Origin of the sequence: uncultured Flavobacterium sp. (assembly GCF_963922255.1) — a bacterium.
GTDB lineage: Bacteria > Bacteroidota > Bacteroidia > Flavobacteriales > Flavobacteriaceae > Flavobacterium.
In genome coordinates this window covers 54,245-77,836 of sequence record NZ_CAWUIC010000005.1, presented here as the reverse complement: position 1 = coordinate 77,836, position 23,592 = coordinate 54,245, and the positions used below count along the sequence as shown (strand labels likewise).

Below are 23,592 nucleotides of genomic sequence, written 5' to 3'. Positions count from 1 at the left end.
TGTTACTCCAAAATTCGCTTTATTTTTTCAAATGCTTTTGCGTAATATTCTTCATTTAAAGATGAAATAATTACACCTTTACTTGTTGATGAATGAATAAAAAGTAATTCATCACCACTATTTTCTGTTATAATTCCAACGTGATTTATGGAACCACTATTATTAGTTTTAAAAAAGATTAAATCACCTTCTTGAGCTTTTGATTTAGGAACTTCTTTGCCTTCTTTTGCCATATCAGAAGAAACTCTTGAAAGTTCAATGTCATATTTCTTAAAAGAAGAATAAACCAAACCAGAACAATCCATTCCAGCTTTTGTTGTGCCAGCATATTTATATTTTACACCTAAATTATCTTTAGCAGTTTCAACAATTGCAAATTTGGTAACACTAATAGTTCCTTTTTTATATTTTGAAGACTTGACTTTTTCTATTTTAACAGGCTTTGCGTTATAAGAATAAATCCCTTTTTCTTTGGCTTTTTCTTTAGAAGTAATAATACTTGATTTAGAAGTTTTACAACTTATAAATGTTAAAGTAAATATGAAAAATAAAAGTAAGGTTGATTTTTTCAAATTGTAATTATTCTATAATACGTTTGATTTTGGCAAATGTTCTTTGGTAGTAACTTTCATCTAAAGAAGATTCAATAACTCCTCGACTTGAAGAAGCATGAATAAATTTTATTGTTCCATCATGATTTTCTGTAATCAATCCAACATGAGTGATTATACTTCTTCTTCTGTTCGTTTTAAAAAAGATTAAATCACCAGGTTGAGCATTTGACTTTTTAATTTTTCTACCAATTTTAGATTGTGCTCTGGATGTTCTTGGAAGTACTAAGTCATTTTTTGTAAAAGCAAACAATGTTAAAGCTGAACAATCTATTCCATTTTTAGACATTCCACCAAAATGATATGGAGTTCCAATGTATTCTTTAGCAGTTTCAATTACTTCAGCTTTCTGAAAATTTGGTAAGTTGGCATTAGAAATGATTGTTGCATTTTCTAAAATCAGTCGTTTTTGAAGCTTTTCAGAAAGTAACTTGACCTTTTTTAGTTCTTTCTCTTTCTTTTTAAAGTTTTTTGCTAAAGTTTTTTCACTGGCATCATATTTCTCTATTGCACCAGAGCTTTCGGTTATTGAAGCAATAGTCATTTTTTCTGTACTTGATTGAGCATCAGCTGAAAAATGAAATATAAACAAGAATAAAATAGTAAAAAAAGTGGGTTTCAAAATTTTTGATTTTTGCAAATATATCATTTTTTCAATCTTTCGTAGATTAATTGAGCAGTTTTTTCGCTAGCACCTTTTCCACCTAATTTTTGTTGAAGCAAATCATACTCTTTTAACATATCTTCTCTTTTAGGTGATGTCAAAATATTGTTGAGTTCTTTTTTCAATTGAGCAGTATTTAATTCACCTTGAATTAACTCTTTCACAACTTCCTTATCCATGATTAAATTGACCAAAGAAATAAATTTTAATGTAATAATTCGCTTGGCAATTTGGTAAGAAATAGCATTGGCTTTATAACAAACCACTTGCGGAACTTTAAACAAAGCAGTTTCTAAAGTTGCAGTTCCAGAAGTTACGAGTGCAGCTGTTGAAACATTTAATAAATCATAAGTTTGGTTAGAAATAAACTTGACGTTTTTGTTTTTTAAGAAGGGTTTGTAAAATTCAAAATCCTGACTTGGAGCACCTGCAATTACAAATTCATATTTTGGAAAATCATTAGTAACAGATAACATAATAGAAAGCATTTTTGTAATCTCTTGTTTTCTACTTCCAGGCAAAAGAGCAATTATAGGGTTTTCTGATAAATTATGTTCTTTTCTAAAAATGATCTCATCAATATTTGTTCTGTTTTCAATAGCATCAATTAATGGATGACCTACAAAATCGACTTTATAATCATACTTTTTATAGAAATCTTCTACAAAAGGCAAAATTACATACATATGATCAATATCTCTTTTTATCGCATGAACTCGATTAGCTCTTGAAGCCCAAACTTGTGGAGAAACATAATAACTAGTTTGAAAATTTTGTTCTTTTGCCCATTTCGCAATTCGCAAATTAAATCCAGAATTATCAATAAATATAACAGTATCGGGATTAAAAGAAGTAATATCACTTTTACAAAAAGAAATGTCTTTAAAGATTTTAGATAAATTCAGGATCACTTCTAAAAAACCCATGAAAGAACGTTCTTTGTAGTGTTTTACTAAAATTCCACCAACATTTTGCATCAAATCACCACCCCAAAATCTGATCTCGGCATTTTTATCTTGTTTATATAGAGCCTTCATTAGGTTGGAACCGTGTAAGTCTCCAGAAGCTTCACCTGCAATAATATAATACTTCATTTTTTAATAATTTAATAATACACAGTCTGATAAATTTTTATCCAAAAAAGTCAAAATCCAAATTTTCCCAAACTCATTTTCTTCTAATTGTTTGTATTTATTTTCGCCAATTAGTTTATTGGCCAAGGTTGGAATTGTATTAGAATGTCCAACAACCAAAACTGTTTTTCCAATATTATTATTTAAAAGAGTAGAGGAAAAAGTAGGGTCATTTGGATTGTAATTTTCAATTTCAAGACTATTTTTAGTGGCAATGACTTCTAATGTTTGTTTCGTTCTGTTGTATGGAGTAGAGTATAATTTATCTATTTTTACATCCATAAATAAATCATTTAATTTTTGGGCTCTTAGATTTCCTTCTTCTGAAAGTTCAGGGTCTTTACTATTTTCTTTTTTTTCAGCATGACGAATTAGTATTAACCTTGTAGTTATAGATGTTATGTTGCTCGTTTCTTGAGCAAAAACAGTTACAATACTAAAAGCAAAAAAAAGAATCAGAAGTTTTTTCATTAGATAAAAACGGTATAAATAGTTAAAATAAATATCGATAAAATTACTCCTTTTGCCATCATATCTTTGTTTTTTTTGTATAAAAAGAAAACAACAGCTACATTCAATAAAGCACCTAATGTGATGACTTTACCTAAATTGCCCTCTGATTTTATGTGTTGAAAAGCCGTTGAAAATCCTACATTGGTAAATAATTCTAAAAACAAAAAACAACCAATAAAGGTAACTAGTAAGCCAATAAATACTCCAATAAAAAAATCTCTTTTTTCCATTATAAATTCCAGTTGTTTAATTGTGATATTGCGTGATGAGCTGTTAAGTCAAATTGCACAGGAACCACAGAAATGTAGCCGTTATGCAAAGCCCATTCGTCCGTGTCTTCTCCCTTATCTTGATTTACAAATTCACCAGATAACCAATAATATTCTTTTCCCATAGGGTTTGTTCTTTTGTCAAATTCCTCAACCCAAGTAGCTTTCGCTTGACGACATATTTTTATGCCTTTTATATCTTTTTTCTTCAATTTTGGAAAATTGACATTTAAAATAACACCATCTGGTAATCCCTTTTTCAACACATTAAGAGCAATGTTTTTAACGTATTTTTTAAATGGTTCAAAATCAGCATCCCAGCTGTAATCTAACAATGAAAAACCAATAGCAGGAATTCCTTCAATACCAGCTTCAACAGCAGCACTCATTGTTCCTGAATAAATTACATTTATAGAGGAATTTGAACCGTGATTAATTCCAGAAACACATAAATCGGGTTTCTTTTTCAAAATTTCATGAACGGCAATTTTAACACAATCTACAGGAGTTCCAGAACAACTATATTCCTTATCAATTTCTTTATCTAAACTTACTTTAGAAAGTGTAATTGTGTCATTTATGGTTATTGCATGACCCATGGCGCTTTGAGGACTATCAGGTGCAACAACTACAACTTCTCCAATTTCTTTCATAACTTCTATTAAAGCTCTTATGCCTGGAGCCACAATACTATCGTCATTAGTAACTAATATTAAAGGTTTTTTCATTTATCAGGTTAACATATTTATGAATAAAATAAATTCAGACAAAAGCTTTTGGAATATTTCAAGTATTTCAGTACTTTTAAATTGAAATGCTAAATTAACAAATTAGATGGTAACATTAAGCGAATTATGGTTACTAATAAACAAATATTATTAAATTTTTATCTTATTTTTAAGATTTTGGCACAATATTTTATGTAATTTAGTTGAAAATTTTTGAATGAACCGATTTCTAATATTTATGAAAAAGAATTATAAAGTAATACTATTAATAACTGCAATTTCTGCAGTTTTGTTCTGGAGCTTTAGGCCAAAAAAAATTGAAGCAAATCCAGAGAAAGATAAATTATTGTTAGAGCTTTTGGCTTATGTGCTTGAAAAAGGACATTATAGTCCAGTAACCATTGATGATAAATTTTCTGAAAAAGTTTATGATAAATATCTTAATTCTTTAGATCCTTTTAGACGTTATTTTATACAGTCTGATATTGATGAATTTAAAGTTTATGAAGATTCAATAGATGATTTCATAAAGAACAAAGACTTAAAGTTTTTCGATTTAACCTACAACAGATTGTTGAAAAGAATGGATGAATCTGAAGCTATTTATAAAGAAGTTTTAGACAAACCATTTGATTTTAATTTAGACGAAAACATTAGTGTTGACTATGAAAACATACCTTTTGCTAAAAATAAAAAGGAGTTACATGAAATATGGAAAAAACAATTAAAGTTCTCTGTATTATCATCAATTGACGACAAAGAAAAAATTCAAGAGAAAGCTGATGCTAAAAATAAAGTTGAAATTAAAACTTTTGATGAATTAGAGAAAGAAGCTAGAGAATCTATTGAAAAGAATTTAGATGACAATTATTTAAATTTCAAAGATTTTAATAGAGATGATTGGTTTGGAGTTTATTTAAATTCAATTGTTGAGCGATTTGACCCACACACATTCTATTTTTCACCAGAAAATAAAGAACGTTTTGATGTGAGCATGAGTGGAACTTTTGAAGGAATTGGAGCGCGATTACAAAAGAAAAATGTTGGAGTGGAAGTTTCTGAATTGATTTCTGGTGGTCCAGCTTGGAAAGGAAAAGAATTAGAACAAGGTGATATCATTATTAAAGTTGCTCAAGGAAAAGAAGAGCCGATTGACATTACGGGAATGAGAATTGACGATGTGGTTAAAAAAATAAAAGGGCCAAAAGGAACTGAAGTTCGTTTAACTGTAAAACGTGTAGATGGAAGTATTAAAGTAATTTCAATTATTAGAGATGTAGTGGAAACTGAAGAAACTTTTGCAAAATCTAGTACGGTAATGAAAGACGGAAAATTATTTGGAGTAATTTATTTGCCTAAATTCTATATTTCATTCGACAACAAAGATAAAAGAGATGCTTTTAAAGATGTAGCTTTAGAAATTGAACGTCTGAAAAAACAAAAAGTGCAAGGAATTATCATGGATTTAAGAGATAACGGTGGTGGTTCATTGCAAACTGTTGTAGATATGGTAGGATTATTTATAGATAAGGGACCAATTGTTCAAGTAAAATATGCAAATGCTGCTCCAAATATTTTACAAGATAAAGACTCAAGTGTGCAATGGGATGGACCATTAGTTGTTATGGTAAATGGCTATTCAGCTTCAGCTTCAGAGATTTTTGCTGCAGCAATACAAGATTATAAAAGAGGAATTGTTATTGGAAGTAAGCATACTTATGGAAAAGGAACAGTTCAAAATGTAATTGATCTAAATGATATGGTTAGAGGAAACTCTTTAGGTGATTTAGGTTCTTTGAAAACTACTATTCAAAAATTCTATAGAATTAATGGTGGGTCTACACAAAGAGAAGGTGTTTTGTCTGATATTGTTTTGCCAGACCGTTTTGCTTATTTTGATACTGGAGAAAGAGATGAGCCAGAAGCGTTGCCTTGGGACAAAATTGAAGCAGCAACTTACAATACAACTGGAGCAAACTTTGATGTAGTTTTAGCGAACAGTAAAAAAAGGGTAGAAAAAAACCCAGAGTTTAATTTAATTGATGCATATGCTAAATGGAATTTTGAACGAAAAGACGATAAAGAAGTTAGTTTAAATTACACCATTTATAAAAAAGAATTGGCAGAACTAGAAGCTAAAAATAAAACTTATGATGCTTTGAAGTCATACAGAAATAATTTAACATTTACTTCATTACCATATGAGCTTGAAGAATTTAAAACTGATATTACATTAAAGGAAAAAAGAGAAAGATGGCATGAAGAATTAAGCAAAGATCCTTATGTGGATGAGTCTTTAAATGTTTTAGAAGACATTGCTAAATTGGTAAAATCATCAAATTATGTTTCGGTGAATAAATCGAGAAAATAGTTTTAAGTATTATAAATTGAAAAATCCCATTTGAGAAAATGGGATTTTTTTTTGTTTAATAATAAGTGAGTTTTTTTTATTTTTAATCTTCAATTCTTCTTATTTCTAAATTGTTTGATTTTTCATTCAATATAACCAATACTGAAACAGGAGCAAAACCATTTTTCTTTTCATATGATTCTTTAATGTATTTTCCCCAAAAAGAATAGTTGGCAATTGTTTTACTGCTTTCCTTATTTTTATTTAAGTCTTTTAAAAAATTATAATTATCAAAAACAAAAAAATCTGGGCTGTTTCTTATTTCATTAATAATTCTTTCCTTATCCTTCTGTGAAATTTCAAGTTTTGTGGTTTGATAATATTCAGGTAGTCCAGTAATTTTATTTTCAATAATTTCAAAATTATCATTTAAGGTAACCTCTACAATTTTAAGATCTTTAATTACGTCCGATTTAAAATAAAATTTAGATTCAAAAGTCAAAAATAATATAGGTATGATAGCAATTATAACAAAAAATAAAGCTAAAATTAATCCAGTTCTTTTCTTTCCTAATTTTTTAAAGAAAAAGTATACAAATGCTGACAATATTATTAATATTGTAAACAAAATCATTCCAACATAGACACCAAAACCCATTTAGCTTATTTTTTTATAGTTTATTTTATTTCAATTATTATTTCAGTTTCCCAACCAATTTTATCATCTCTATTATCCATTAATAATTTTTTAAATGCATTGTTGGATTTGTAAATAGTTTTAAAATCAATATTTTCAATTTCAAGTTTAGTGATTGAATTGGCTAGCTCTCTTATTTCTTTATCTGACCAAGTTCCAATTCCAAAGAATATTGTAGTGGTATCTTTTGGTTTAATTTTGTAAATTAGAGAGCCAGATTTTAACTCATCAAAATATCTAAATTTATTAAACTTGTTAGTTGTATCAATATCTATTTTTATTGTAGCAACAGATTGACTGTTATTTATAAAAATTAAATCATGAGGGGGATCACAGCTGGTAAAGAATAGAATTAAGCTAATATATATAAAGTTTTGTTTTTTCACCTAAGACATTTCTTTTGAATAGTTGAATTTCAAATATATAAAAAAATCCCATTCAAAATTAGAATAGGATTTTTGATAGTATAAGAAAAGTTTTTATTTTGCTGACTTTCTGTTTTTTTGTTCTTCTAAGATCGTATTTAAATGAGGTTTTATGATACTGTTCAATTCACTTTCGCTAATAGCTAAAGCTTTTGGATAATCTGTTAATTGCAACCAAGGTTTTGGAGCATCAAAATCATAACTTCCAAAAACGATTACAGGTGTTCCTTTTATTTTTACAGTTTCTGCATCAGCTAAAACCCATTGATCAGCCCAGTTGTACAAATGTTTGGCATCCTTTTCTAACAAACGCAAACAAGAATGAGAAGCAGGAACTCCAGGTAATTCATATTCGTGAAAACCAACACCTTCTTTGTTTTCTATATTAAAATTCCATTTCAATTCCCATTCATCATTAAATGTACTAGTTGTTTCTTCTGCTTTCCAATTGGTAAAAAATAAGCCTGTTGGTGTTTTGTGAATTTTACTTCCCATACTTGTTGGACCTGTATAGGTTAATATTCCATATTCGTAAGTTGCAAAAGCTTGAGTTGCATAGGAGAATAAAATAATTTTATCGACTTTATCTAAGGATGAAACTTCAAACGGAAACGGCAAATAAAATTCTTTATCACCACTTAAATCTGTTGGGATAACCACAGAATCTAATTTGGCAAAATTGGATTTGTCTACTCTATTAACGACAAAGGCAATATCTAAATTCGCTGTATTATCATTGTTTTTCTCTAACCAATCTTTTGAATTTTCTAAAGTGAACGCTAGATTTTTAGGTTCTTTTCTTTCAGGTAATTTTCGAGTTGGTTCTTCAGATTCTTTTTTACAAGAAAAAAGAAATAAGGTAACTATGCTTAAAGCAATTAAAGATTTTTTCATGATTAATTTTATTTCTGTAAAAATGGGTTAATTTTTAAAAAACTTTCTTACATGATTTAATGAAATTCTTATTGCTTTTACATGTGTTCAAAAAAAAACTCATTCTTTGTGGAATGAGATTTTATAATTTTAAAAAAAGTAAATTACTTTAATAATTTTTTTAAGTTTGTTTTGTCTTTTTCTAATTCGAGTTCTAATTCATTGATTTTGTTTTCTTTTTTAAGTAACTTTTCTCTCATTTTAACATCGTCATTTGGAGAAAGCTTACCACTTAATTTTTTCTTTTCGTATTTAGCTTTTTCCTTTTTATAATCAGCATTAGCTTTGCTTAATTTGCTTTCTGTTTTTTCAACATCTTTAGTAGCACAATCAAGCTTTTTTTGTTGCTTTTCTATTTTTTTTAATTCTTTTTCGGCCGCTTTACGTTCTTTTTCAGCTTTTTTAGCTTCTTTTGCCGCTTTATCTAATTTTTTTTGATGTTCTTTTTCAATTCTGTTTTTTTCTTTTTCAGCTTCTTCTAGCTCTTTTTTTTCAGCTTCAATTTTAGCTTTTTCTTCTTTTAATCTTTCTTGTTCAGCTTTTTTTAAATCTATCGTTGAAATTTTAATACTATCAGCAGTCATAGTAGGAGTAACATCTTTATTTTGACTATATCCAAATTGGAAAGCCAGAACCGTTATAAGTAGCATTAGTTTTGTTTTCATGTTTGTTTATTTTAATATAATTATATTTACAAAGTTAACAAAAAATAAGCCAAGATAAATTTTATACCCATGAAGTACACTAATTTTCTTTTTTTAATCGCCATAATGCAATTTTTATCCTGTAAACAGATTAATTCGGATGAAATAGTTGAAGAAAGTCAACAATCATCGACTTATTCGGAAAATTCTACATTTGATTTTTTACCAACTTCTACTTCAGAAGTTGTTTATAAAAATGATGCTTATTCTTTTTCTTATAAAGAAGAGTACGAACAATCAGAATGGGTAGCTTATGAGTTAACTAAAAGTGATATGCCAAAAACTGATTATGAACGACCTTATTTTAATCAAGATAAAATGGTTGAAACAAAATCAGCAGATTGGAGAAATTTTAAAAATACAAAATATAACAAGGGGCATCTTTGTCCTGCTGCTGATAGAAAAAGTTCTTTTGAAATGTATAAACTTACTTTTTTAACATCAAATGCTTCTCCACAATTATATAATTTTAATGCTGGAATTTGGAATAGACTAGAACAGAAAGTACGTTATTGGGCAGAAAGATATGATGGAGTTTATGTTGTTACTGGTGGAGTTTTAGAAGTTGGTTTAAAAACAATTGGAACTGAAGATGTAGCAGTGCCAAATTATTTTTATAAAGTAATTTTAACTAAAGACAAAGCTAATATGATTGGCTTTTTAGTACCTCACAAAGTTTCTGATAAGCCATTATATAGTTTTGTGGTTGCTGTTGATGAAATCGAGAAAATGACAGGAATTGATTTCTTTAGTGCTTTACCTGATAATGTTGAAAACAGATTAGAAGCAAACAACGGTTATAAAAACTGGAAATTTTAAATTTACCATTCATTTACCTTATTAGCATCTAATTTTATAAAAATAAACAATAAAACCGTAAATGACCATAAACTAGAACCACCATAAGAAAAGAATGGCAGTGGAACACCAATAGTTGGGAATAATTTTATGAGCATGGTTAAATTCACAAAAAAGTGTGTGAACAAAATTGTTGCTACACAATAACCATACACTCTACTAAACTTACTTTTTTGATTTTCTGCCAATTTTATAATTCTAAGTATTAAAGCAACAAACAATGCAATAATTACAAACGACCCAACAAAACCCCATTCTTCACCAACGGTTGTAAAAATGTAATCGGTATGTTGTTCTGGCACGAAATTTCCTTTTGTTTGTGTTCCTTCTAAATATCCTTTGCCTAATAAACCACCAGAACCAATAGTAATCATAGATTGATTAAGATTATAGCCTTCGTTTTTCATATCAACATCATCATTAAACAAAACATCAATACGATCTTTTTGATGAGGTTCTAAAACATTTTCATAAACATAATCAACAGAAAATGTAAAGCCAGAAATTAAAATAAAGAGTAAAACATAAACGATAGGGTTTCTAGAAATTTTAGTATTCAACACAAAATGAATAATCATAATAAGTAATATACAACAAATCAAGAATGCAGGTTTTACGAATAAGGCTAATAAGAAAACAGCAATTGAAATAACACCAGTCCATAAATACCAAGAAGGTAAACCATCTCTGTTTAATACAAAAATTAATGCTAAAAATATCATAGCACTTCCAGCATCAGGTTGTAATAAAATTAATCCAACAGGTAATATAATTATTGCTAAAGCTATATATTGAAATTTTCTTATTTTTAAATTAGTTTGTGCATCACTCAAAAATTTTGCAAGTAATAGTGAACAAGACATTTTAACAATTTCAGAAGGTTGAAAACCAAAACCACCAATTTTATACCAGTTGGTTTGTCCTTTTACAGTGCTACCAAAAACAAAGAGACCAAGTAAAAGAAGTATTCCAATAATGTAAAAGATGACGGAAAATTTTTCAAATATCTTTGCGTTAATATTCAGTATAATAAGAATAATTGGTACGGTTAAAATAATGAAAAGTAATTGTCTTACGTAAATTTGAGTAGTATCTAAAATGTACGTTTCTTCCAAAGGTAAGGAAGCAGAATAGATATTCATCCAACCCATAATAACTAAAGTTATATAGATGAAAACAGTTATCCAGTCAATATTGCTTGATACACTTTGGTTTTTCATAGTTTAATGATTAATGGTAAATGGTTGTCCACTTACGTATTTATCATATTCAGCTTGTAAACTTCCGTTTAGCATTTTTTTCTCTAAGTCAACTCTAGAAACTTCACCTTTAAGATATTTTTCAATCATTAAAGTTGCAATTGGCCCAGCCCAACGATTTCCCCAATAGCCATTTTCTACTAAAACAGCAATGGCAATTTTTGGATTGTCTTTAGGTGCAAAAGCCACAAAAATTGAATGATCCGTTAATTGAGTTCTTTTTCCATTGATTTTTATAAAATTTTCGGCTGTTCCTGTTTTTCCACAAATAGCTAAGTCTTTTACTTTTAAAGTAGAAGCTGTTCCCACATTATAAACATCATATAAACCTTCAATAACAGGTTTAAAATATTGTCTTTCAACAGTAGTTTGATGTTTAGTTGTAAACTTTTTATCGATTTTAAAATCTTTAATCTTTTTAACGATATGAGGTGTGTAATAATATCCTTCATTAGCAATTGCTGCCATCATATTTGCAAGTTGCATAGGTGTAACGTCAATTTCTCCTTGACCAATTGCATTAGAAATAATCGTATTGCTTCTCCAACCACCATTAGGATAAAACTTTTCATATAAACTTGATGAAGGAATTCTACCTTTTCTTCCAATTGGTAAATCGTAGCCTAGATAATTTCCTAATCCAAAACTTTGTAAATGCCTATTCCAATTGTCAATACTATAAGATGGGTTCTTATATTTATCAATTGTTTTTTTAAATACATTGGCAAAATAAGTGTTACAAGAACGATAAATTCCATTATGTAATTTGGATAAACCAGAATCATGACATTTCATAAAGGCACCTCTACCATAAGAAAATCCATGACGACAAATGAAACCAGTTTCTTCATCGATTACTTCTTCTTGAAGTCCAATTAGCCCAGTTAAAATTTTAAAAGGAGAACCTGGTGGATATTCTGCTAACAAACTTCTATCGTACAATGGTTTTGCAATAGAATCGTAATATAGCTTAGTATAATTTTTGGACCTGTCTTTTCCAACAAGTAATGCAGGATCATAGGAAGGAGCTGATATTAAGGCTAAAATTTCTCCTGTTTTAGGTTCAATAGCAACAATTCCACCTCTTTTATTGATCATTAATTCTTCACCATATTTTTGCAATTCAGCATCAAGAGTTAAAGTTAAATCTTTACCTTGAATTGGAATTGTATCGTATTTTCCGTCTTTATATGAACCTATAATTTTATTAAATCGATCTTTTTGAAAATATTTTACACCTTTTACACCTCTTAAAACTTCTTCATATTCTTGTTCAACACCTTGAATTCCAATTAAATCGCCACTTTTGTAATAAGGATTTTTATTGATAATTCCTTCATTAACTTGTTTTATGTATCCAAAAACATTGGGTGCATTTTTAACCTGATAATCACGTAAAAAACGTTTTTGAATGTAGAAACCTTTAAACTTTCTTATTTTTTCTTGAAAGGCAGCGTACTCTAATTTAGTCAATTGAGGTAAAAAAACAGAAGGTAATCTTCTACTATATACAATAGCTTTATCTAACTTATTTTGAAAATAATTCATGTCAACTTTCAGCAGTTCACAAAGTTGTAAAGTGTCTAAATTCTTGATTTCTCTTGGCACTACCATGATGTCATAAGAAGGTTGATTGGCTACTAATAATTTGCCATTTCTATCATAAATATAGCCTCTTTCAGGAAAATCATATTCAATTTTAATAGCATTATTATCTGACTTAATTTTTAAAGTATCATCAATAATTTGAAGATAAAAAAGTCTGATTAAAATAATGATTGCCGATAAAATTACTATTGCTGGTAATAATATTTTTCTCATCGTCTATTTGGTTTTATTAAAAATATAGTCAAAATGCAAATAACAGTAGTGAATATAGTGTTTAATAGTGTTCTTAGAAATATATCTAAAATTAATCCAAAACGCAGTAATTCTAACATATATATTATGAAGTGATGAATAAAAACAGCAATAACTATGAATGAAATTCGTTCAGAAGAAATTTTTTCCGCAATTTTAATGGTTTGATATTCATAACTCAATCCAAAAGAGAATTTGAATATAGAAGGTCTAATATATGCTAATATTAAACAAGCAGTTGCATGAATTCCTCCAGTATCACTAAACATATCTAAAGTTAGTCCCAATAAAAAACTCAGTAATAGGAATAATGATTTATTACTATTAACTGGATAAAGAATTATAAAAAGCACATAAGGGAACGGGTCAAGATAACCAAAAAGTTTGATATTATTAAATACCAAAACTTGAAGAGCTATCAAAACAAGGAATCTAAATATATTAAGTATAAGATTACTGTTCATTATATGAGTTTTGTAATTCTATTAATTCAGCTTTCTTTTTATTATCAATGATATAAACAAAACCTACGTTTGTCATGTCGTTGAATAGTCTAACACTTATTGTGTAATAATTTGTATTCTTGTCGGTATACGCTTTTTCAATTTTACCAATTGGAATATTTTCAGGAAAAATTACAGATTGTCCTCCAGTTACAATTGTGTCCCCTTTTTTTAAACTAGCCAATCTAGGTACATCTACTAATTGAACATATCCAGTATTTTTAGCATCCCAAGTTAATGTGCCAAAGTGATTAGTGTTTTTTATTTTAGCATTTAATTGAGATTTTGTATTCAATATACTTAACACAGTTGCATAGCTTTCTGTCGTTTTATCTATAATTCCTACTACACCTTTACTGTTGATAACACCCATGTCTTCTTTTATTCCATCTTTAGTTCCTGCATTTAAAGTTAAAAAGTTGTCGTAAACATCAAAAGAGTTTTTAATGACTTTAGCTTGAATAACTTTGTATTGAATCAAATTATCAGGAAGATCGATAGGAGTAGTAAGAGTAGTGTCTTTTTTGTTGTAGAGTAGTTGTTTCAAATAACTATTTTCTTCCACTAACTCTTGATTTACTTCTTTTAAATCAAAATATTTATTGGCATTATCAATTTTTTCATAGACATAACCACTTACAAAATTTGCTGAACTGATGGTTCTACTTTTGTGGTATGAATTGTTTTGAATAGTGAAATAAATAGATATGCCTAAAAGCAGCAAAAACAGCAATCTATAGCTGTTTTTAATAAAGAAGTTTATTATTTGCTGCATTTATATTTTCTATTATTTGATAAGTATTCCTTTGTATTTGTTTATGTTCTTTAGAGCCATTCCAGTTCCTCTTACAACTGCTCTTAATGGATCTTCTGCAATGTAAACAGGTAAGTCTGTTTTAAGAGATATTCGTTTGTCTAAACCTCTAAGCATTGAACCACCACCAGCTAAATAAATACCAGTGTTGTAAATATCAGCTGCTAATTCAGGAGGAGTTTGCGATAAAGTTTCCATTACAGCATCTTCTACTCGTTGGATTGATTTGTCTAAAGCTTTTGCAATTTCTCTATAAGAAACATCAACTTGTTTTGGTTTACCTGTAAGTAAATCTCTACCTTGAACCGACATATCTTCTGGTGCATTTTCTAATTCTTCAATAGCTGCACCAATTTGAATTTTAATTTTTTCAGCAGTTGTTTCACCCACAAATAAATTGTGTTGTGTTCTCATATAATAAATGATATCATTTGTAAAAACATCACCTGCAATTTTTACAGATTTATCACATACGATTCCACCAAGAGCAATAACTGCAATTTCTGTTGTTCCACCACCTATATCAACAATCATGTTTCCTTTTGGTTGCATAATATCTACTCCAATACCAATTGCGGCAGCCATAGGCTCATGAATAAGATAAACTTCTTTTCCATTTACACGTTCAGCAGATTCTTTTACAGCTCGCATTTCCACTTCAGTAATTCCAGAAGGAATACAAATAACCATTCTAAGTGCAGGAGTAAATAATCTTTTCTTCAAAGCAGGAATACTTTTGATAAACATATTTATCATTTTTTCCGAAGCATCAAAGTCAGCAATAACACCATCTTTTAAAGGACGAATTGTTTTGATGTTTTCATGTGTTTTACCTTGCATCATACTGGCTTCTTTTCCGACAGCTATGATTTTTCCCGTAATTCTATCACGAGCTACGATTGATGGACTATCAATTACAACTTTGTCGTTATGTATGATTAAAGTATTTGCGGTACCAAGGTCAATGGCTATATCCTCGGTCATGAAATCAAAAAATCCCATATTTTAAAAAGGGTATTAGTTACTAGTTAGATATGTATGATTACAAAAGTAATAAAATTAATGTTTAAAATGACGAATTCCAGTAAATACCATTGCAACATTATTTTCATTGCAATAATTGATGCTTAACTCATCTTTTATTGAACCTCCTGGTTGAATAACTGCTGTGATTCCAGCCTTGTTTGCTAACTCAACACAATCAGGAAATGGGAAGAAAGCATCACTTGCCATAACAGCACCTGTTAAATCAAAATCAAAAGAAATGGCTTTGTCAACAGCTTGTCTTAAAGCATCTACTCTAGAAGTTTGACCTGTTCCTGAAGCACAAAGTTGTTTGTTTTTTGCAAAAACAATTGTGTTTGATTTTGTATGCTTACAAATTTTAGAGGCAAAAATTAAATCTTCAATCTCTTCATTAGAAGGTGTAGCTATAGTAACGTTTTTTAAGTGCTCTTTAGTATCTGTTACATTATCTTTATCTTGAACAAGAACACCGTTTAAACAAGTTCTCACTGTAGTTGTTGGTAATGTAGTTTCTTTTTGCACTAAAATAATTCTGTTTTTCTTTTCCTCAAGAATTTCGATGGCATCATTATCATAATCTGGAGCGATAACTACTTCACAGAATAACTTGTTGATTTCTTCAGCAGTTGCTTTGTCAATTTTTCCATTAGCAATTAAAACACCACCAAACGCAGAAGTTGGGTCACCAGCTAAAGCATCCAGATAAGCTTCTTTCATGGTTTTTCTTGAAGCAATTCCGCAGGCATTATTGTGTTTTAAAATAGCAAATGTTGGTTCGTCATTTTTAAATTCACTCATTAAGTTTACGGCAGCATCAACATCTAATAAGTTGTTGTATGATAATTCTTTGCCATGTAATTTGCTAAACATTTCGTCAAATTGACCAAAAAAGAACCCTTTTTGATGTGGATTTTCTCCATAACGAAGTACATTTCCGTTCGTTTCACTAATTTTTAAAACAGCTTCTTCATGTGCTTGATTGAAATAATTAAAAATAGCTGAATCATAGTGAGAAGAAACATTGAAAGCTCTGGTAGCTAATAATCTTCTGTTTTCTAAAGTTGTGCTTCCTTGATTTTCTGTATAGAAATTTAAAAATGGAACATAATCATTAACTGAAGCAACAATTACAGTGTCTTTGAAATTTTTAGCAGCAGCTCTAATTAAAGAAATTCCACCAATATCAATTTTTTCAATGATATCAGCTTCACTTGCACCACAAGCAACAGTTTTTTCAAAAGGATATAAATCTACAATAACCAAATCAAGTTGGGGAATATCAAATTCTTTCATTTGAGCTACATCACTTTCATTGTCTTGACGGTTTAAAATTCCTCCAAAAACTTTTGGATGTAATGTTTTAACTCTTCCACCAAGAATTGAAGGATAAGAAGTTACATCTTCCACTGCAACAACAGGAATTCCTAATTCTTTAATAAAAGATTCAGTCCCACCAGTTGAATAAATGGTAACATTATTTTTGTGAAGTGCCTTAACGATTGACTCTAACCCAGTTTTGTCGAAAACAGAAATAAGTGCCGAATTGATTTTTTTTGTAGTTGTCATTGTGTGTTGTTTGTTTGGTCTAAATTTCTTTTAGACAGTGATGTTGTTTTGTGATGCAAAAGTAGGTATTGTTAACATAACATTCAAGAATAATTATAAGTGTTTTTTTTGTTTTTTTATGTAACAAATCTAAAATTAATACTACTTATAAGTAATCAAACCAAATTATGATTTTATACTTACGATTACTTGGAGAAAGTTTGCAGTTTGCCTTAAACGCTTTACGAAATAATAAACTTCGTACACTTTTATCATTATTAGGAGTTACGATTGGTATTTTTTCAATTATTGCAGTTTTAGCAGCGGTTGATTCTATGGACAAAAAAATCAAGGAAGATTTGAGTGATATGGATGTCAATACAATCTATTTGATGCGATTCTCTTTTGGTCCATCTGAAGTGCCTCGTTGGAAGAGAGAACAATTTCCTAATGTTACGTATGAAGAATTTGAAATGCTGCAACGTTCTGTGAATAATGTTGATAAAATATCGTTTAATATGTTTACTAGGAATGAAAATATAAAATACGAAGACAAAACGGTTAATTCAATTCGAGTTAAACCATCAACCAATGAGTTTTTTGATATTGAATCTTTTAAAATTGAAAGTGGGAGATTGTTTAATGAATCAGAATCCAATTCCGGTTCACCAGTTATTGTAATAGGAAGTGAAGTGGCAGAAGGTTTGTTTGGAGATTCTAATCCATTAGGAGAAAAAATTAGATTATATGGTCAAAAATTCACAGTAATTGGTGTTTTGAAGAAACAAGGACAAGGAATGTTTGGTGATAGTAATGATGTTGCTGTTTTTTTTCCGGTTAATTTCTTGAGAAGAATGTATGGTGATAATAATACTTCATTGACTCCAGCGATTTTAATTAAACCAGAAAAAGGAATTGATATTGAAGAATTCAAAGCAGATGTTAGTCAGAAATTACGAACTATGCGTGGTGTAAAACCAGGGGAAATTGATAATTTCTTTATGAATGTTTTGTCTGGATTTACCGATTTTATAGATAATATCGTTGGTCAAATGAACATGATAGGTTGGGTAATAAGTGCATTTTCACTACTTGTTGGAGGTTTTGGAATTGCAAATATTATGTTTGTTTCTGTAAAAGAGAGAACTAATTTAATTGGAATTCAAAAAGCTTTAGGAGCAAAAAATAGATTCATTTTGTTTCAATTTCTATTTGAAGCGATAATTTTATCTTTATTTGGAGGTTTAATAGGGATGTTTTTAGTTTGGATAATAGCTTTAGTCTTATCTAGTGCATTAGATTTTGAGTTTGTATTGAGTGTGTCAAATATGTTGTTGGGAACAGGTTTAGCAGCTTTTATTGGATTGCTTTCTGGAATTATTCCTGCAATAACGGCTTCAAAATTAGATCCTGTGGAAGCTATACGAACTGGAATGTAAATTTTTAAAATGAAAATAAATTCTATAATAATAGTATTATTTATTTGTGTTTTAATTGGATGTAAATCAAAACCTCAAAATGATATAAAATACGTTTATTATTTGCATGGTAGAATAATTGAAATTCAAGGTAAAAATGCAATTAGTGAAGAGTTTGGAAAATATGAATTTGATGATATAGTAGAAGCTCTAAAAGATTCAAATACTATTATAATTGCTGAAGTCAGAACTGAAAATGTTGAGTATTTTCAATATGCTACTAAAGTTTCTAAAGAAATTGATAGTTTAGTGGATTCAGGAATTAAACCAGAAGACATAACTGTTATAGGTGCTTCAAAAGGAGCAATTATTGCAAGCAACATTTCAAGTATAAATCTAAATCCTATAAATTATATTTTTTTAGCAGGAAATAATACTTTTCAAGAAGAAAATAATGACTGGAAATTTCACGGACAAGTTTTGTGTTTTTATGATGATTCAGATTCAATTGCTGGTAAGAATTATGACTATTGGAAAAACAAAGAAAATTTCACAACCAAATTCGAACAAATAAAAATTGATAAAAAATTAGGTCATGGATTTCTTTATAATCCTTATAATGAGTGGGTTGAACCGTCTAAAAAATGGATTCAAAATCAGGAATTATAAAAAATCCCATTCAGTTAAAAATGGGATTTTTTTATTTATCTAATTTCTTGATTCAATATCAAATCAATGTATAAGTTGATTTTGTTTTTCAACTCTTTTCTGTGAGCAATAAAGTCCAAGAAACCATGTTCTAATAAAAATTCAGAAGTTTGGAAACCATCTGGTAAATCTTTTCCAGTGGTATCTTTAACAATTCTTGGTCCAGCAAATCCAATTAAAGCACCAGGTTCTCCAATATTGATATCACCTAACATTGCATAAGAAGCAGTTGTTCCTCCTGTTGTAGGATCAGTACATAATGAAATATATGGTATTTTTGCATCTGCTAATTGGGCTAATTTTGCAGAAGTTTTTGCCAATTGCATTAAAGAATAAGCAGCTTCCATCATACGAGCACCACCAGATTTTGAAATCATTACAAATGGCACTTTATTTTTGATTGAATAATCAATTCCACGCGCAATTTTTTCTCCAACAACAGCTCCCATTGAACCTCCAATAAAAGCGAAATCCATACAACAAACTACTAAATCTTTTCCTTTTGATTTTCCAACAGCAGTTCTAACAGCATCTTTCAAATCAGTTTTTTTCATAGCTTCTTTTAGACGCTCATTGTATTTTTTTGTATCTTCAAACTTTAAAGGATCTTTTGATGTTAGTTTAGCATCTAATTCTTTAAATGTGTTTTCATCAAAAAGAATTTCAAAATATTCTTTACTACCTATTCTTACATGAAAATCATCTTCTGGACTAACCCATAGATTTTTAGCTAACTCTTCAGTGTCAACAACTTTTCCTGTTGGAGATTTGTACCATAAACCTTTAGGCACATCTTTTTTGTCTTCAGTTGCTGTTGTAATTCCTTTTTCTTTTCTTTTAAACCAAGCCATAGTATTAGTATTCAGTTGTCAGTGTTCAGTTATTCGTTTGAGAAAATACTATAAAGTATTAACGTTATTTAAATCTGCGAAAGCTTGTTCTAATCTTTTGATAAAAGTTAATTCACTTTCACGAACCCATTTTCTTGGGTCATAATATTTTTTATTTGGAACATCATCTCCATCAGGATTTCCGATTTGAGTTTTTAAATACTCAATATTTGATGTCATATAATCTCTTGCTCCTTCAGTGTATGCAAATTGTAAATCAGTATCAATATTCATTTTGATAACACCATAACCAATTGCTTCTCTAATTTCTTCTACTGTAGAACCACTTCCACCATGAAAAACGAAATCAATAGGATTTGCTTCAGTGTTGTAGTTTTTTTGAACGTACTCTTGAGAATTTTTTAAGATTTTTGGAGTCAATTTTACGTTTCCAGGTTTGTAAACACCATGAACGTTTCCAAAAGCTGCTGCAATGGTAAAACGAGGACTAATTTTCATTAATTCTTCATAAGCATAAGCTACTTCTTCTGGTTGTGTGTATAATTTTGAACTGTCAACATCAGTATTGTCAACTCCATCTTCTTCACCACCTGTAATTCCTAATTCTATTTCTAATGTCATTCCTATTTTGCTCATACGAGCTAAATAAGCTTTACAAATTTCAATATTTTCTTCAATTGGTTCTTCTGATAAATCAATCATATGAGAACTATACAAAGGTTTACCTGTTTCGGCAAAATGTTTTTCAGATGCATCTAATAAACCATCAATCCAAGGTAATAATTTTTTTGCACAATGATCTGTATGAAGAATTACAGTTGCACCATAAGCTTCCGCTAATTCATGAACATGTTTGGCTCCACTAATACCACCTAAAATAGCAGATTTTTCATTTTCATTTGAAAGTCCTTTTCCTGCATTGAATTGTGCACCACCATTAGAAAATTGGATTATAACGGGTGCATTTAATTTTGCTGCAGTTTCCATAACACTATTGACCGTGCTCGAACTTACAACGTTTACTGCAGGTAAAGCGAACCCTTTTTCTTTAGCGTATTTAAATATATTTTGTATTTCGTCTCCTGTTGCAACACCAGGTTTAATATTATGAGCCATAGTTGTATATTTTAATTTAGTTTGACAAAAATAAGAATTTTAAAATTTAGAACGGGTAATTTATTCCAAAATTTAGAACAGTTCGGCTCAAATTAAGGTCTTTAAACCATCTGTCATTTTCTGGTCTTCCCGGATTATAGGTTTTATATCCAAAATCTAAACGGAATACAAAAAAACTAAAGTCATAGCGAAATCCTATTCCAGTTCCTAATGCAATATCTTTTAAGGATGAAATTCCGTTGAATGTATAAGATTTATCCTCAACGTTGTCAAAAACGTTCCAGATGTTCCCAGCATCAGCAAAAAAAGCACCGTATAATTGGCCAAAAAACGGAAAACGATATTCAGCATTAAAAGCCATTTTAAAGTTAGCTTCATTAAAATCATTAATTCCACCACTTGAACCTGGTCCAAGAGCATAAGGCTGCCAACCTCTATTGTCATTTGAACCACCAGAGAAGTAACTTTTAGAAAAAGGAATTGAATTGGAATTTCCATAAGGAACAGCTAAACCAACAAAACTTCTCATAGCATAACCTCTTCTACGCCCTAAATCCCAATGTTTGATATATTCAAAGTCTCCCTTTATATACTGTGCGTATTCTACACCAAACAGAGTTCTATTTCCATTGTCACTATAAGGTTGGTCTACTACATTAGACATTAGTGATAATACATTTCCAGCGGTTTCTAACTTTACTTTTAAATTATAGAAATTGTAATCATAAATATCACTTTTATTTGTAGTTGAAAATGTAAAACTTGAAGCAGCAATTAAGTAATTTTCAATTAATCGCAATCTTCTTTCACCGATACTTCTGACAGTTTCATATTCATCGTTATTTGGAGTTAATAAAGTATTTCCTTTTACAACATCATTTATAAAAGCTACAGCACCTTCAGAGGTTAGATTTCCATCTTCATTTTCATAGTTTATATTGTCATTATAAATTAACGCAATGACATTAAGATCATCATACGAAGAGCCATATACATTAAAATAATTGTTGATGTTTAAGTTTCGAACGAATTGTAAGTTTAATAATTCAAATTTTGAAACATTATTTACTTTCCGTGTCCAATTATAATCTATAATTCCAGATACATTTTCTTTATCTAATCCAATATTTGTTTGTCTAAATAAACCAGTTGAAATATTAGTTGAGGGTAACATTTCTTTTTTAATTAGACTTGATGTTGGAAATAAAAAGAAAATTCTTGGAAAAGTTAATTTAGCGTCAGCACCATATTCAGATAGGTTGAAAAAAACTTCTTTAGGATTGGCTAAATCTTTTGAAGATCCAATATTTCCTCTAGTTGAAACTTGTAAAAGTTCAGCACCTCTAAAAACATTTCTAAATGTAACCGATAAATTTCCAGAAATTCCAAAATCTTGAATGTTAGAATGTATAAAATCAATATTTGGGTTTAAGTTATATTTCTTTAAAGGAGAAAGGTTAATGTTTGTAATCAAAGCAGTACTGTCTTTATTTTCCTTATAATCAATATTAGGATAATTAAAGACATTTAAACTGCTCAAAGAACGTGTTGTTAAAAATCTTGAAGTGTCATTGTAATAATCACCTTTATTGATAAATATAGCATTTGCAATTGCTTTAGGTCTATACTTTATCTTTTTTGAGCCATAAATTGTGTAATTGTGATAGGAAATACTATCTGTAATTTTTGATTTGTTTTTAATGGCATCATTATCCACATACACATTTACTTTTTCAATTTTGTAAATTTTATGCGGAATTTTATAATTAACTTCTTCAATCGTTAAATTTCGGTCATTAATTTTTACATCAACGGCCAATTTCTTGGCGATTGTATCTTGGTAGACATCATAATTAATGTCATTTTCTTGAAAATAATAAGCACCATTGTTTCTAAAATGAGTAGTTATTCTTTTTCGTTCATCCTCAAAATCAGAAACTATATATTTTTTATTGAGCTTTAGGTGAGATTTATATTTTATGGATTGATACATGCTATCAATAACTTTAGTTTCAATTATGGATGCAATTGAATCGATAATATAAGGCTCATTTTTAACTAAATTATAAGTAACTTTTGCACGTTTTTTTCCTAAAGAATCTATTTCAGCCTTTACTTCATTATCAAAATATCCAATATTTTTAAAATAACCATTTAGTCGTTTTTTAGATTTTTCAATTTTTGTTTCATCAATGATTACTGGAGCTTCACCAACTTTTTTAAAAAAATTACTATATCCTTTTACTAAGAAAGATTCACCTAAACGATTAACTTGTTTTTCAGAAAGCAATTTGATTAAATTTTCTTTTCGATTAGGTTTTTTGTTTAACCAAGCAACATAAGATGAATCAGCGTTTTTTTTACTTAAATGATATAAATAAAGTCGAATAGGAATTTTTAAAAAACTCGAATTGGGTTTTTGATAAAGTAATTCTTGAATACTATCTTCTGCAACTTTTTGATTGTCAATTATAATTTCATTTTTTACTAATAACATTTCGTCATCTGGTACTCGCATTAATGGAGAACAAGAGTAGATAATTGCAGTTATTACAATTAATAGTGTTATTTTTGAGAAATTATATTTCAATTTTCAGTATATATTGG

23 protein-coding genes are annotated in these 23,592 nt (G+C 29.1%); 4 read left to right on the top strand and 19 right to left on the bottom strand.

Annotation, left to right across the window (positions count from 1 at the left end):
- Positions 1-2 precede the first annotated feature (2 nt).
- Genes AABJ49_RS05800 through surE form a run of 6 tightly spaced genes read right to left on the bottom strand, consistent with a single transcriptional unit; the run spans position 3 to position 3,918 of the window.
- Positions 3-572, bottom strand: coding sequence for a C40 family peptidase (locus tag AABJ49_RS05800; protein WP_338376890.1), 570 nt, complete (start codon positions 570-572; stop codon positions 3-5).
- 7 nt (positions 573-579) lie between these two features.
- A complete protein-coding gene (locus tag AABJ49_RS05795; protein WP_338376888.1) occupies positions 580-1,233 on the bottom strand; it encodes a C40 family peptidase in 654 nt (217 codons plus the stop codon).
- Between the two features lie 23 nt (positions 1,234-1,256).
- Entirely contained in the window at positions 1,257-2,369 is a 1,113-nt protein-coding gene (gene lpxB / locus AABJ49_RS05790) for a lipid-A-disaccharide synthase (protein WP_338376886.1), read from the bottom strand.
- Between the two features lie 3 nt (positions 2,370-2,372).
- Positions 2,373-2,879 carry a phosphoglycerate mutase family protein gene (locus AABJ49_RS05785; protein WP_338376884.1) on the bottom strand — a complete coding sequence of 169 codons (507 nt, stop codon included), beginning with the start codon at positions 2,877-2,879 and terminating at the stop codon, positions 2,373-2,375.
- Positions 2,879-3,151 (bottom strand): hypothetical protein, encoded by a 273-nt coding sequence (locus AABJ49_RS05780; protein ID WP_338376882.1) that lies wholly within the window; start codon positions 3,149-3,151, stop codon positions 2,879-2,881. The genes AABJ49_RS05785 and AABJ49_RS05780 overlap by 1 nt, the downstream gene beginning before the upstream one ends.
- Entirely contained in the window at positions 3,151-3,918 is a 768-nt protein-coding gene (gene surE / locus AABJ49_RS05775; protein WP_338376880.1) for a 5'/3'-nucleotidase SurE, read from the bottom strand. The genes AABJ49_RS05780 and surE overlap by 1 nt, the downstream gene beginning before the upstream one ends.
- A gap of 217 nt (positions 3,919-4,135) precedes the next feature.
- Between surE and AABJ49_RS05770 the strand changes: the two genes are divergently transcribed.
- Positions 4,136-6,289, top strand: coding sequence for a carboxy terminal-processing peptidase (locus tag AABJ49_RS05770; RefSeq protein ID WP_338376879.1), 2,154 nt, complete (start codon positions 4,136-4,138; stop codon positions 6,287-6,289).
- 82 nt (positions 6,290-6,371) lie between these two features.
- Here AABJ49_RS05770 and AABJ49_RS05765 read toward each other — a convergent pair whose 3' ends face one another.
- From AABJ49_RS05765 to AABJ49_RS05750, 4 genes are all read right to left on the bottom strand, one after another.
- Positions 6,372-6,926 carry a hypothetical protein gene (locus AABJ49_RS05765; protein ID WP_338376878.1) on the bottom strand — a complete coding sequence of 185 codons (555 nt, stop codon included), beginning with the start codon at positions 6,924-6,926 and terminating at the stop codon, positions 6,372-6,374.
- Positions 6,927-6,946: 20 nt separating this feature from the next.
- Positions 6,947-7,351 (bottom strand): hypothetical protein, encoded by a 405-nt coding sequence (locus tag AABJ49_RS05760; protein ID WP_338376876.1) that lies wholly within the window; start codon positions 7,349-7,351, stop codon positions 6,947-6,949.
- 93 nt (positions 7,352-7,444) lie between these two features.
- Positions 7,445-8,284 (bottom strand): L,D-transpeptidase, encoded by an 840-nt coding sequence (locus AABJ49_RS05755; RefSeq protein ID WP_338376874.1) that lies wholly within the window; start codon positions 8,282-8,284, stop codon positions 7,445-7,447.
- Between the two features lie 143 nt (positions 8,285-8,427).
- Positions 8,428-8,988, bottom strand: a complete 561-nt coding sequence (locus AABJ49_RS05750) for a hypothetical protein (RefSeq protein WP_338376872.1) — start codon at positions 8,986-8,988, stop codon at positions 8,428-8,430.
- 69 nt (positions 8,989-9,057) lie between these two features.
- On the opposite strand from AABJ49_RS05750, the gene AABJ49_RS05745 reads away from it, so the two are divergent.
- Entirely contained in the window at positions 9,058-9,846 is a 789-nt protein-coding gene (locus AABJ49_RS05745; protein ID WP_338376870.1) for a DNA/RNA non-specific endonuclease, read from the top strand.
- A 2-nt stretch (positions 9,847-9,848) separates the two neighbouring features.
- On the opposite strand, the gene rodA is transcribed toward AABJ49_RS05745, so the two are convergent.
- From rodA to purH, 6 genes are read right to left on the bottom strand one after another with little or no spacing between them, the layout of a single operon-like run.
- Positions 9,849-11,105 (bottom strand): rod shape-determining protein RodA, encoded by a 1,257-nt coding sequence (gene rodA, locus AABJ49_RS05740; RefSeq protein WP_338376868.1) that lies wholly within the window; start codon positions 11,103-11,105, stop codon positions 9,849-9,851.
- Positions 11,106-11,108: 3 nt separating this feature from the next.
- Positions 11,109-12,965: a penicillin-binding protein 2 gene (gene mrdA / locus AABJ49_RS05735; RefSeq protein ID WP_338376867.1), complete on the bottom strand. Its 1,857-nt coding sequence runs from the start codon at positions 12,963-12,965 to the stop codon at positions 11,109-11,111.
- A complete protein-coding gene (locus AABJ49_RS05730; protein WP_338376865.1) occupies positions 12,962-13,468 on the bottom strand; it encodes a rod shape-determining protein MreD in 507 nt (168 codons plus the stop codon). Before AABJ49_RS05730 ends, mrdA begins: the two co-directional genes overlap by 4 nt.
- Positions 13,458-14,282 carry a rod shape-determining protein MreC gene (mreC, locus tag AABJ49_RS05725; protein ID WP_338376863.1) on the bottom strand — a complete coding sequence of 275 codons (825 nt, stop codon included), beginning with the start codon at positions 14,280-14,282 and terminating at the stop codon, positions 13,458-13,460. The genes AABJ49_RS05730 and mreC overlap by 11 nt, the downstream gene beginning before the upstream one ends.
- 12 nt (positions 14,283-14,294) lie before the next feature.
- On the bottom strand, positions 14,295-15,323 hold the full coding sequence (locus AABJ49_RS05720) for a rod shape-determining protein (protein ID WP_338376861.1): 1,029 nt from the start codon (positions 15,321-15,323) through the stop codon (positions 14,295-14,297).
- A 57-nt stretch (positions 15,324-15,380) separates the two neighbouring features.
- Complete coding sequence (gene purH / locus AABJ49_RS05715; protein WP_338376859.1) at positions 15,381-16,913, bottom strand: bifunctional phosphoribosylaminoimidazolecarboxamide formyltransferase/IMP cyclohydrolase; 1,533 nt, start codon at positions 16,911-16,913, stop codon at positions 15,381-15,383.
- Between the two features lie 167 nt (positions 16,914-17,080).
- Between purH and AABJ49_RS05710 the strand changes: the two genes are divergently transcribed.
- Positions 17,081-18,331, top strand: coding sequence for an ABC transporter permease (locus tag AABJ49_RS05710; RefSeq protein WP_338376857.1), 1,251 nt, complete (start codon positions 17,081-17,083; stop codon positions 18,329-18,331).
- Positions 18,332-18,340: 9 nt separating this feature from the next.
- Positions 18,341-18,979: a hypothetical protein gene (locus tag AABJ49_RS05705; protein WP_338376855.1), complete on the top strand. Its 639-nt coding sequence runs from the start codon at positions 18,341-18,343 to the stop codon at positions 18,977-18,979.
- Positions 18,980-19,014: 35 nt separating this feature from the next.
- On the opposite strand, the gene accD is transcribed toward AABJ49_RS05705, so the two are convergent.
- Genes accD through AABJ49_RS05690 form a run of 3 tightly spaced genes read right to left on the bottom strand, consistent with a single transcriptional unit; the run spans position 19,015 to position 23,575 of the window.
- Positions 19,015-19,869 (bottom strand): acetyl-CoA carboxylase, carboxyltransferase subunit beta, encoded by an 855-nt coding sequence (gene accD / locus AABJ49_RS05700; protein WP_338376853.1) that lies wholly within the window; start codon positions 19,867-19,869, stop codon positions 19,015-19,017.
- Positions 19,870-19,917: 48 nt separating this feature from the next.
- Positions 19,918-20,985 carry a class II fructose-bisphosphate aldolase gene (gene fbaA / locus AABJ49_RS05695; RefSeq protein ID WP_338376851.1) on the bottom strand — a complete coding sequence of 356 codons (1,068 nt, stop codon included), beginning with the start codon at positions 20,983-20,985 and terminating at the stop codon, positions 19,918-19,920.
- A 46-nt stretch (positions 20,986-21,031) separates the two neighbouring features.
- Entirely contained in the window at positions 21,032-23,575 is a 2,544-nt protein-coding gene (locus tag AABJ49_RS05690) for a BamA/TamA family outer membrane protein (RefSeq protein ID WP_338376849.1), read from the bottom strand.
- Positions 23,576-23,592: the final 17 nt, after the last annotated feature.

What these genes read in the sequence shown, in the direction of transcription:
- AABJ49_RS05765 (WP_338376878.1), bottom strand. Translation starts at nt 6,926, where the DNA reads ATGGGTTTTGGTGTCTATGTTGGAATGATTTTGTTTACAATATTAATA.
- AABJ49_RS05720 (WP_338376861.1), bottom strand. Translation starts at nt 15,323, where the DNA reads ATGGGATTTTTTGATTTCATGACCGAGGATATAGCCATTGACCTTGGT.
- accD (WP_338376853.1), bottom strand. Translation starts at nt 19,869, where the DNA reads ATGGCTTGGTTTAAAAGAAAAGAAAAAGGAATTACAACAGCAACTGAA.
- AABJ49_RS05780 (WP_338376882.1), bottom strand. Translation starts at nt 3,151, where the DNA reads ATGGAAAAAAGAGATTTTTTTATTGGAGTATTTATTGGCTTACTAGTT.
- rodA (WP_338376868.1), bottom strand. Translation starts at nt 11,105, where the DNA reads ATGAAAAACCAAAGTGTATCAAGCAATATTGACTGGATAACTGTTTTC.
- surE (WP_338376880.1), bottom strand. Translation starts at nt 3,918, where the DNA reads ATGAAAAAACCTTTAATATTAGTTACTAATGACGATAGTATTGTGGCT.
- AABJ49_RS05750 (WP_338376872.1), bottom strand. Translation starts at nt 8,988, where the DNA reads ATGAAAACAAAACTAATGCTACTTATAACGGTTCTGGCTTTCCAATTT.
- fbaA (WP_338376851.1), bottom strand. Translation starts at nt 20,985, where the DNA reads ATGGCTCATAATATTAAACCTGGTGTTGCAACAGGAGACGAAATACAA.
- AABJ49_RS05730 (WP_338376865.1), bottom strand. Translation starts at nt 13,468, where the DNA reads ATGAACAGTAATCTTATACTTAATATATTTAGATTCCTTGTTTTGATA.
- AABJ49_RS05705 (WP_338376855.1), top strand. Translation starts at nt 18,341, where the DNA reads ATGAAAATAAATTCTATAATAATAGTATTATTTATTTGTGTTTTAATT.
- AABJ49_RS05745 (WP_338376870.1), top strand. Translation starts at nt 9,058, where the DNA reads ATGAAGTACACTAATTTTCTTTTTTTAATCGCCATAATGCAATTTTTA.
- purH (WP_338376859.1), bottom strand. Translation starts at nt 16,913, where the DNA reads ATGACAACTACAAAAAAAATCAATTCGGCACTTATTTCTGTTTTCGAC.
- lpxB (WP_338376886.1), bottom strand. Translation starts at nt 2,369, where the DNA reads ATGAAGTATTATATTATTGCAGGTGAAGCTTCTGGAGACTTACACGGT.
- mrdA (WP_338376867.1), bottom strand. Translation starts at nt 12,965, where the DNA reads ATGAGAAAAATATTATTACCAGCAATAGTAATTTTATCGGCAATCATT.
- AABJ49_RS05770 (WP_338376879.1), top strand. Translation starts at nt 4,136, where the DNA reads ATGAACCGATTTCTAATATTTATGAAAAAGAATTATAAAGTAATACTA.
- AABJ49_RS05755 (WP_338376874.1), bottom strand. Translation starts at nt 8,284, where the DNA reads ATGAAAAAATCTTTAATTGCTTTAAGCATAGTTACCTTATTTCTTTTT.
- AABJ49_RS05710 (WP_338376857.1), top strand. Translation starts at nt 17,081, where the DNA reads ATGATTTTATACTTACGATTACTTGGAGAAAGTTTGCAGTTTGCCTTA.
- mreC (WP_338376863.1), bottom strand. Translation starts at nt 14,282, where the DNA reads ATGCAGCAAATAATAAACTTCTTTATTAAAAACAGCTATAGATTGCTG.
- AABJ49_RS05785 (WP_338376884.1), bottom strand. Translation starts at nt 2,879, where the DNA reads ATGAAAAAACTTCTGATTCTTTTTTTTGCTTTTAGTATTGTAACTGTT.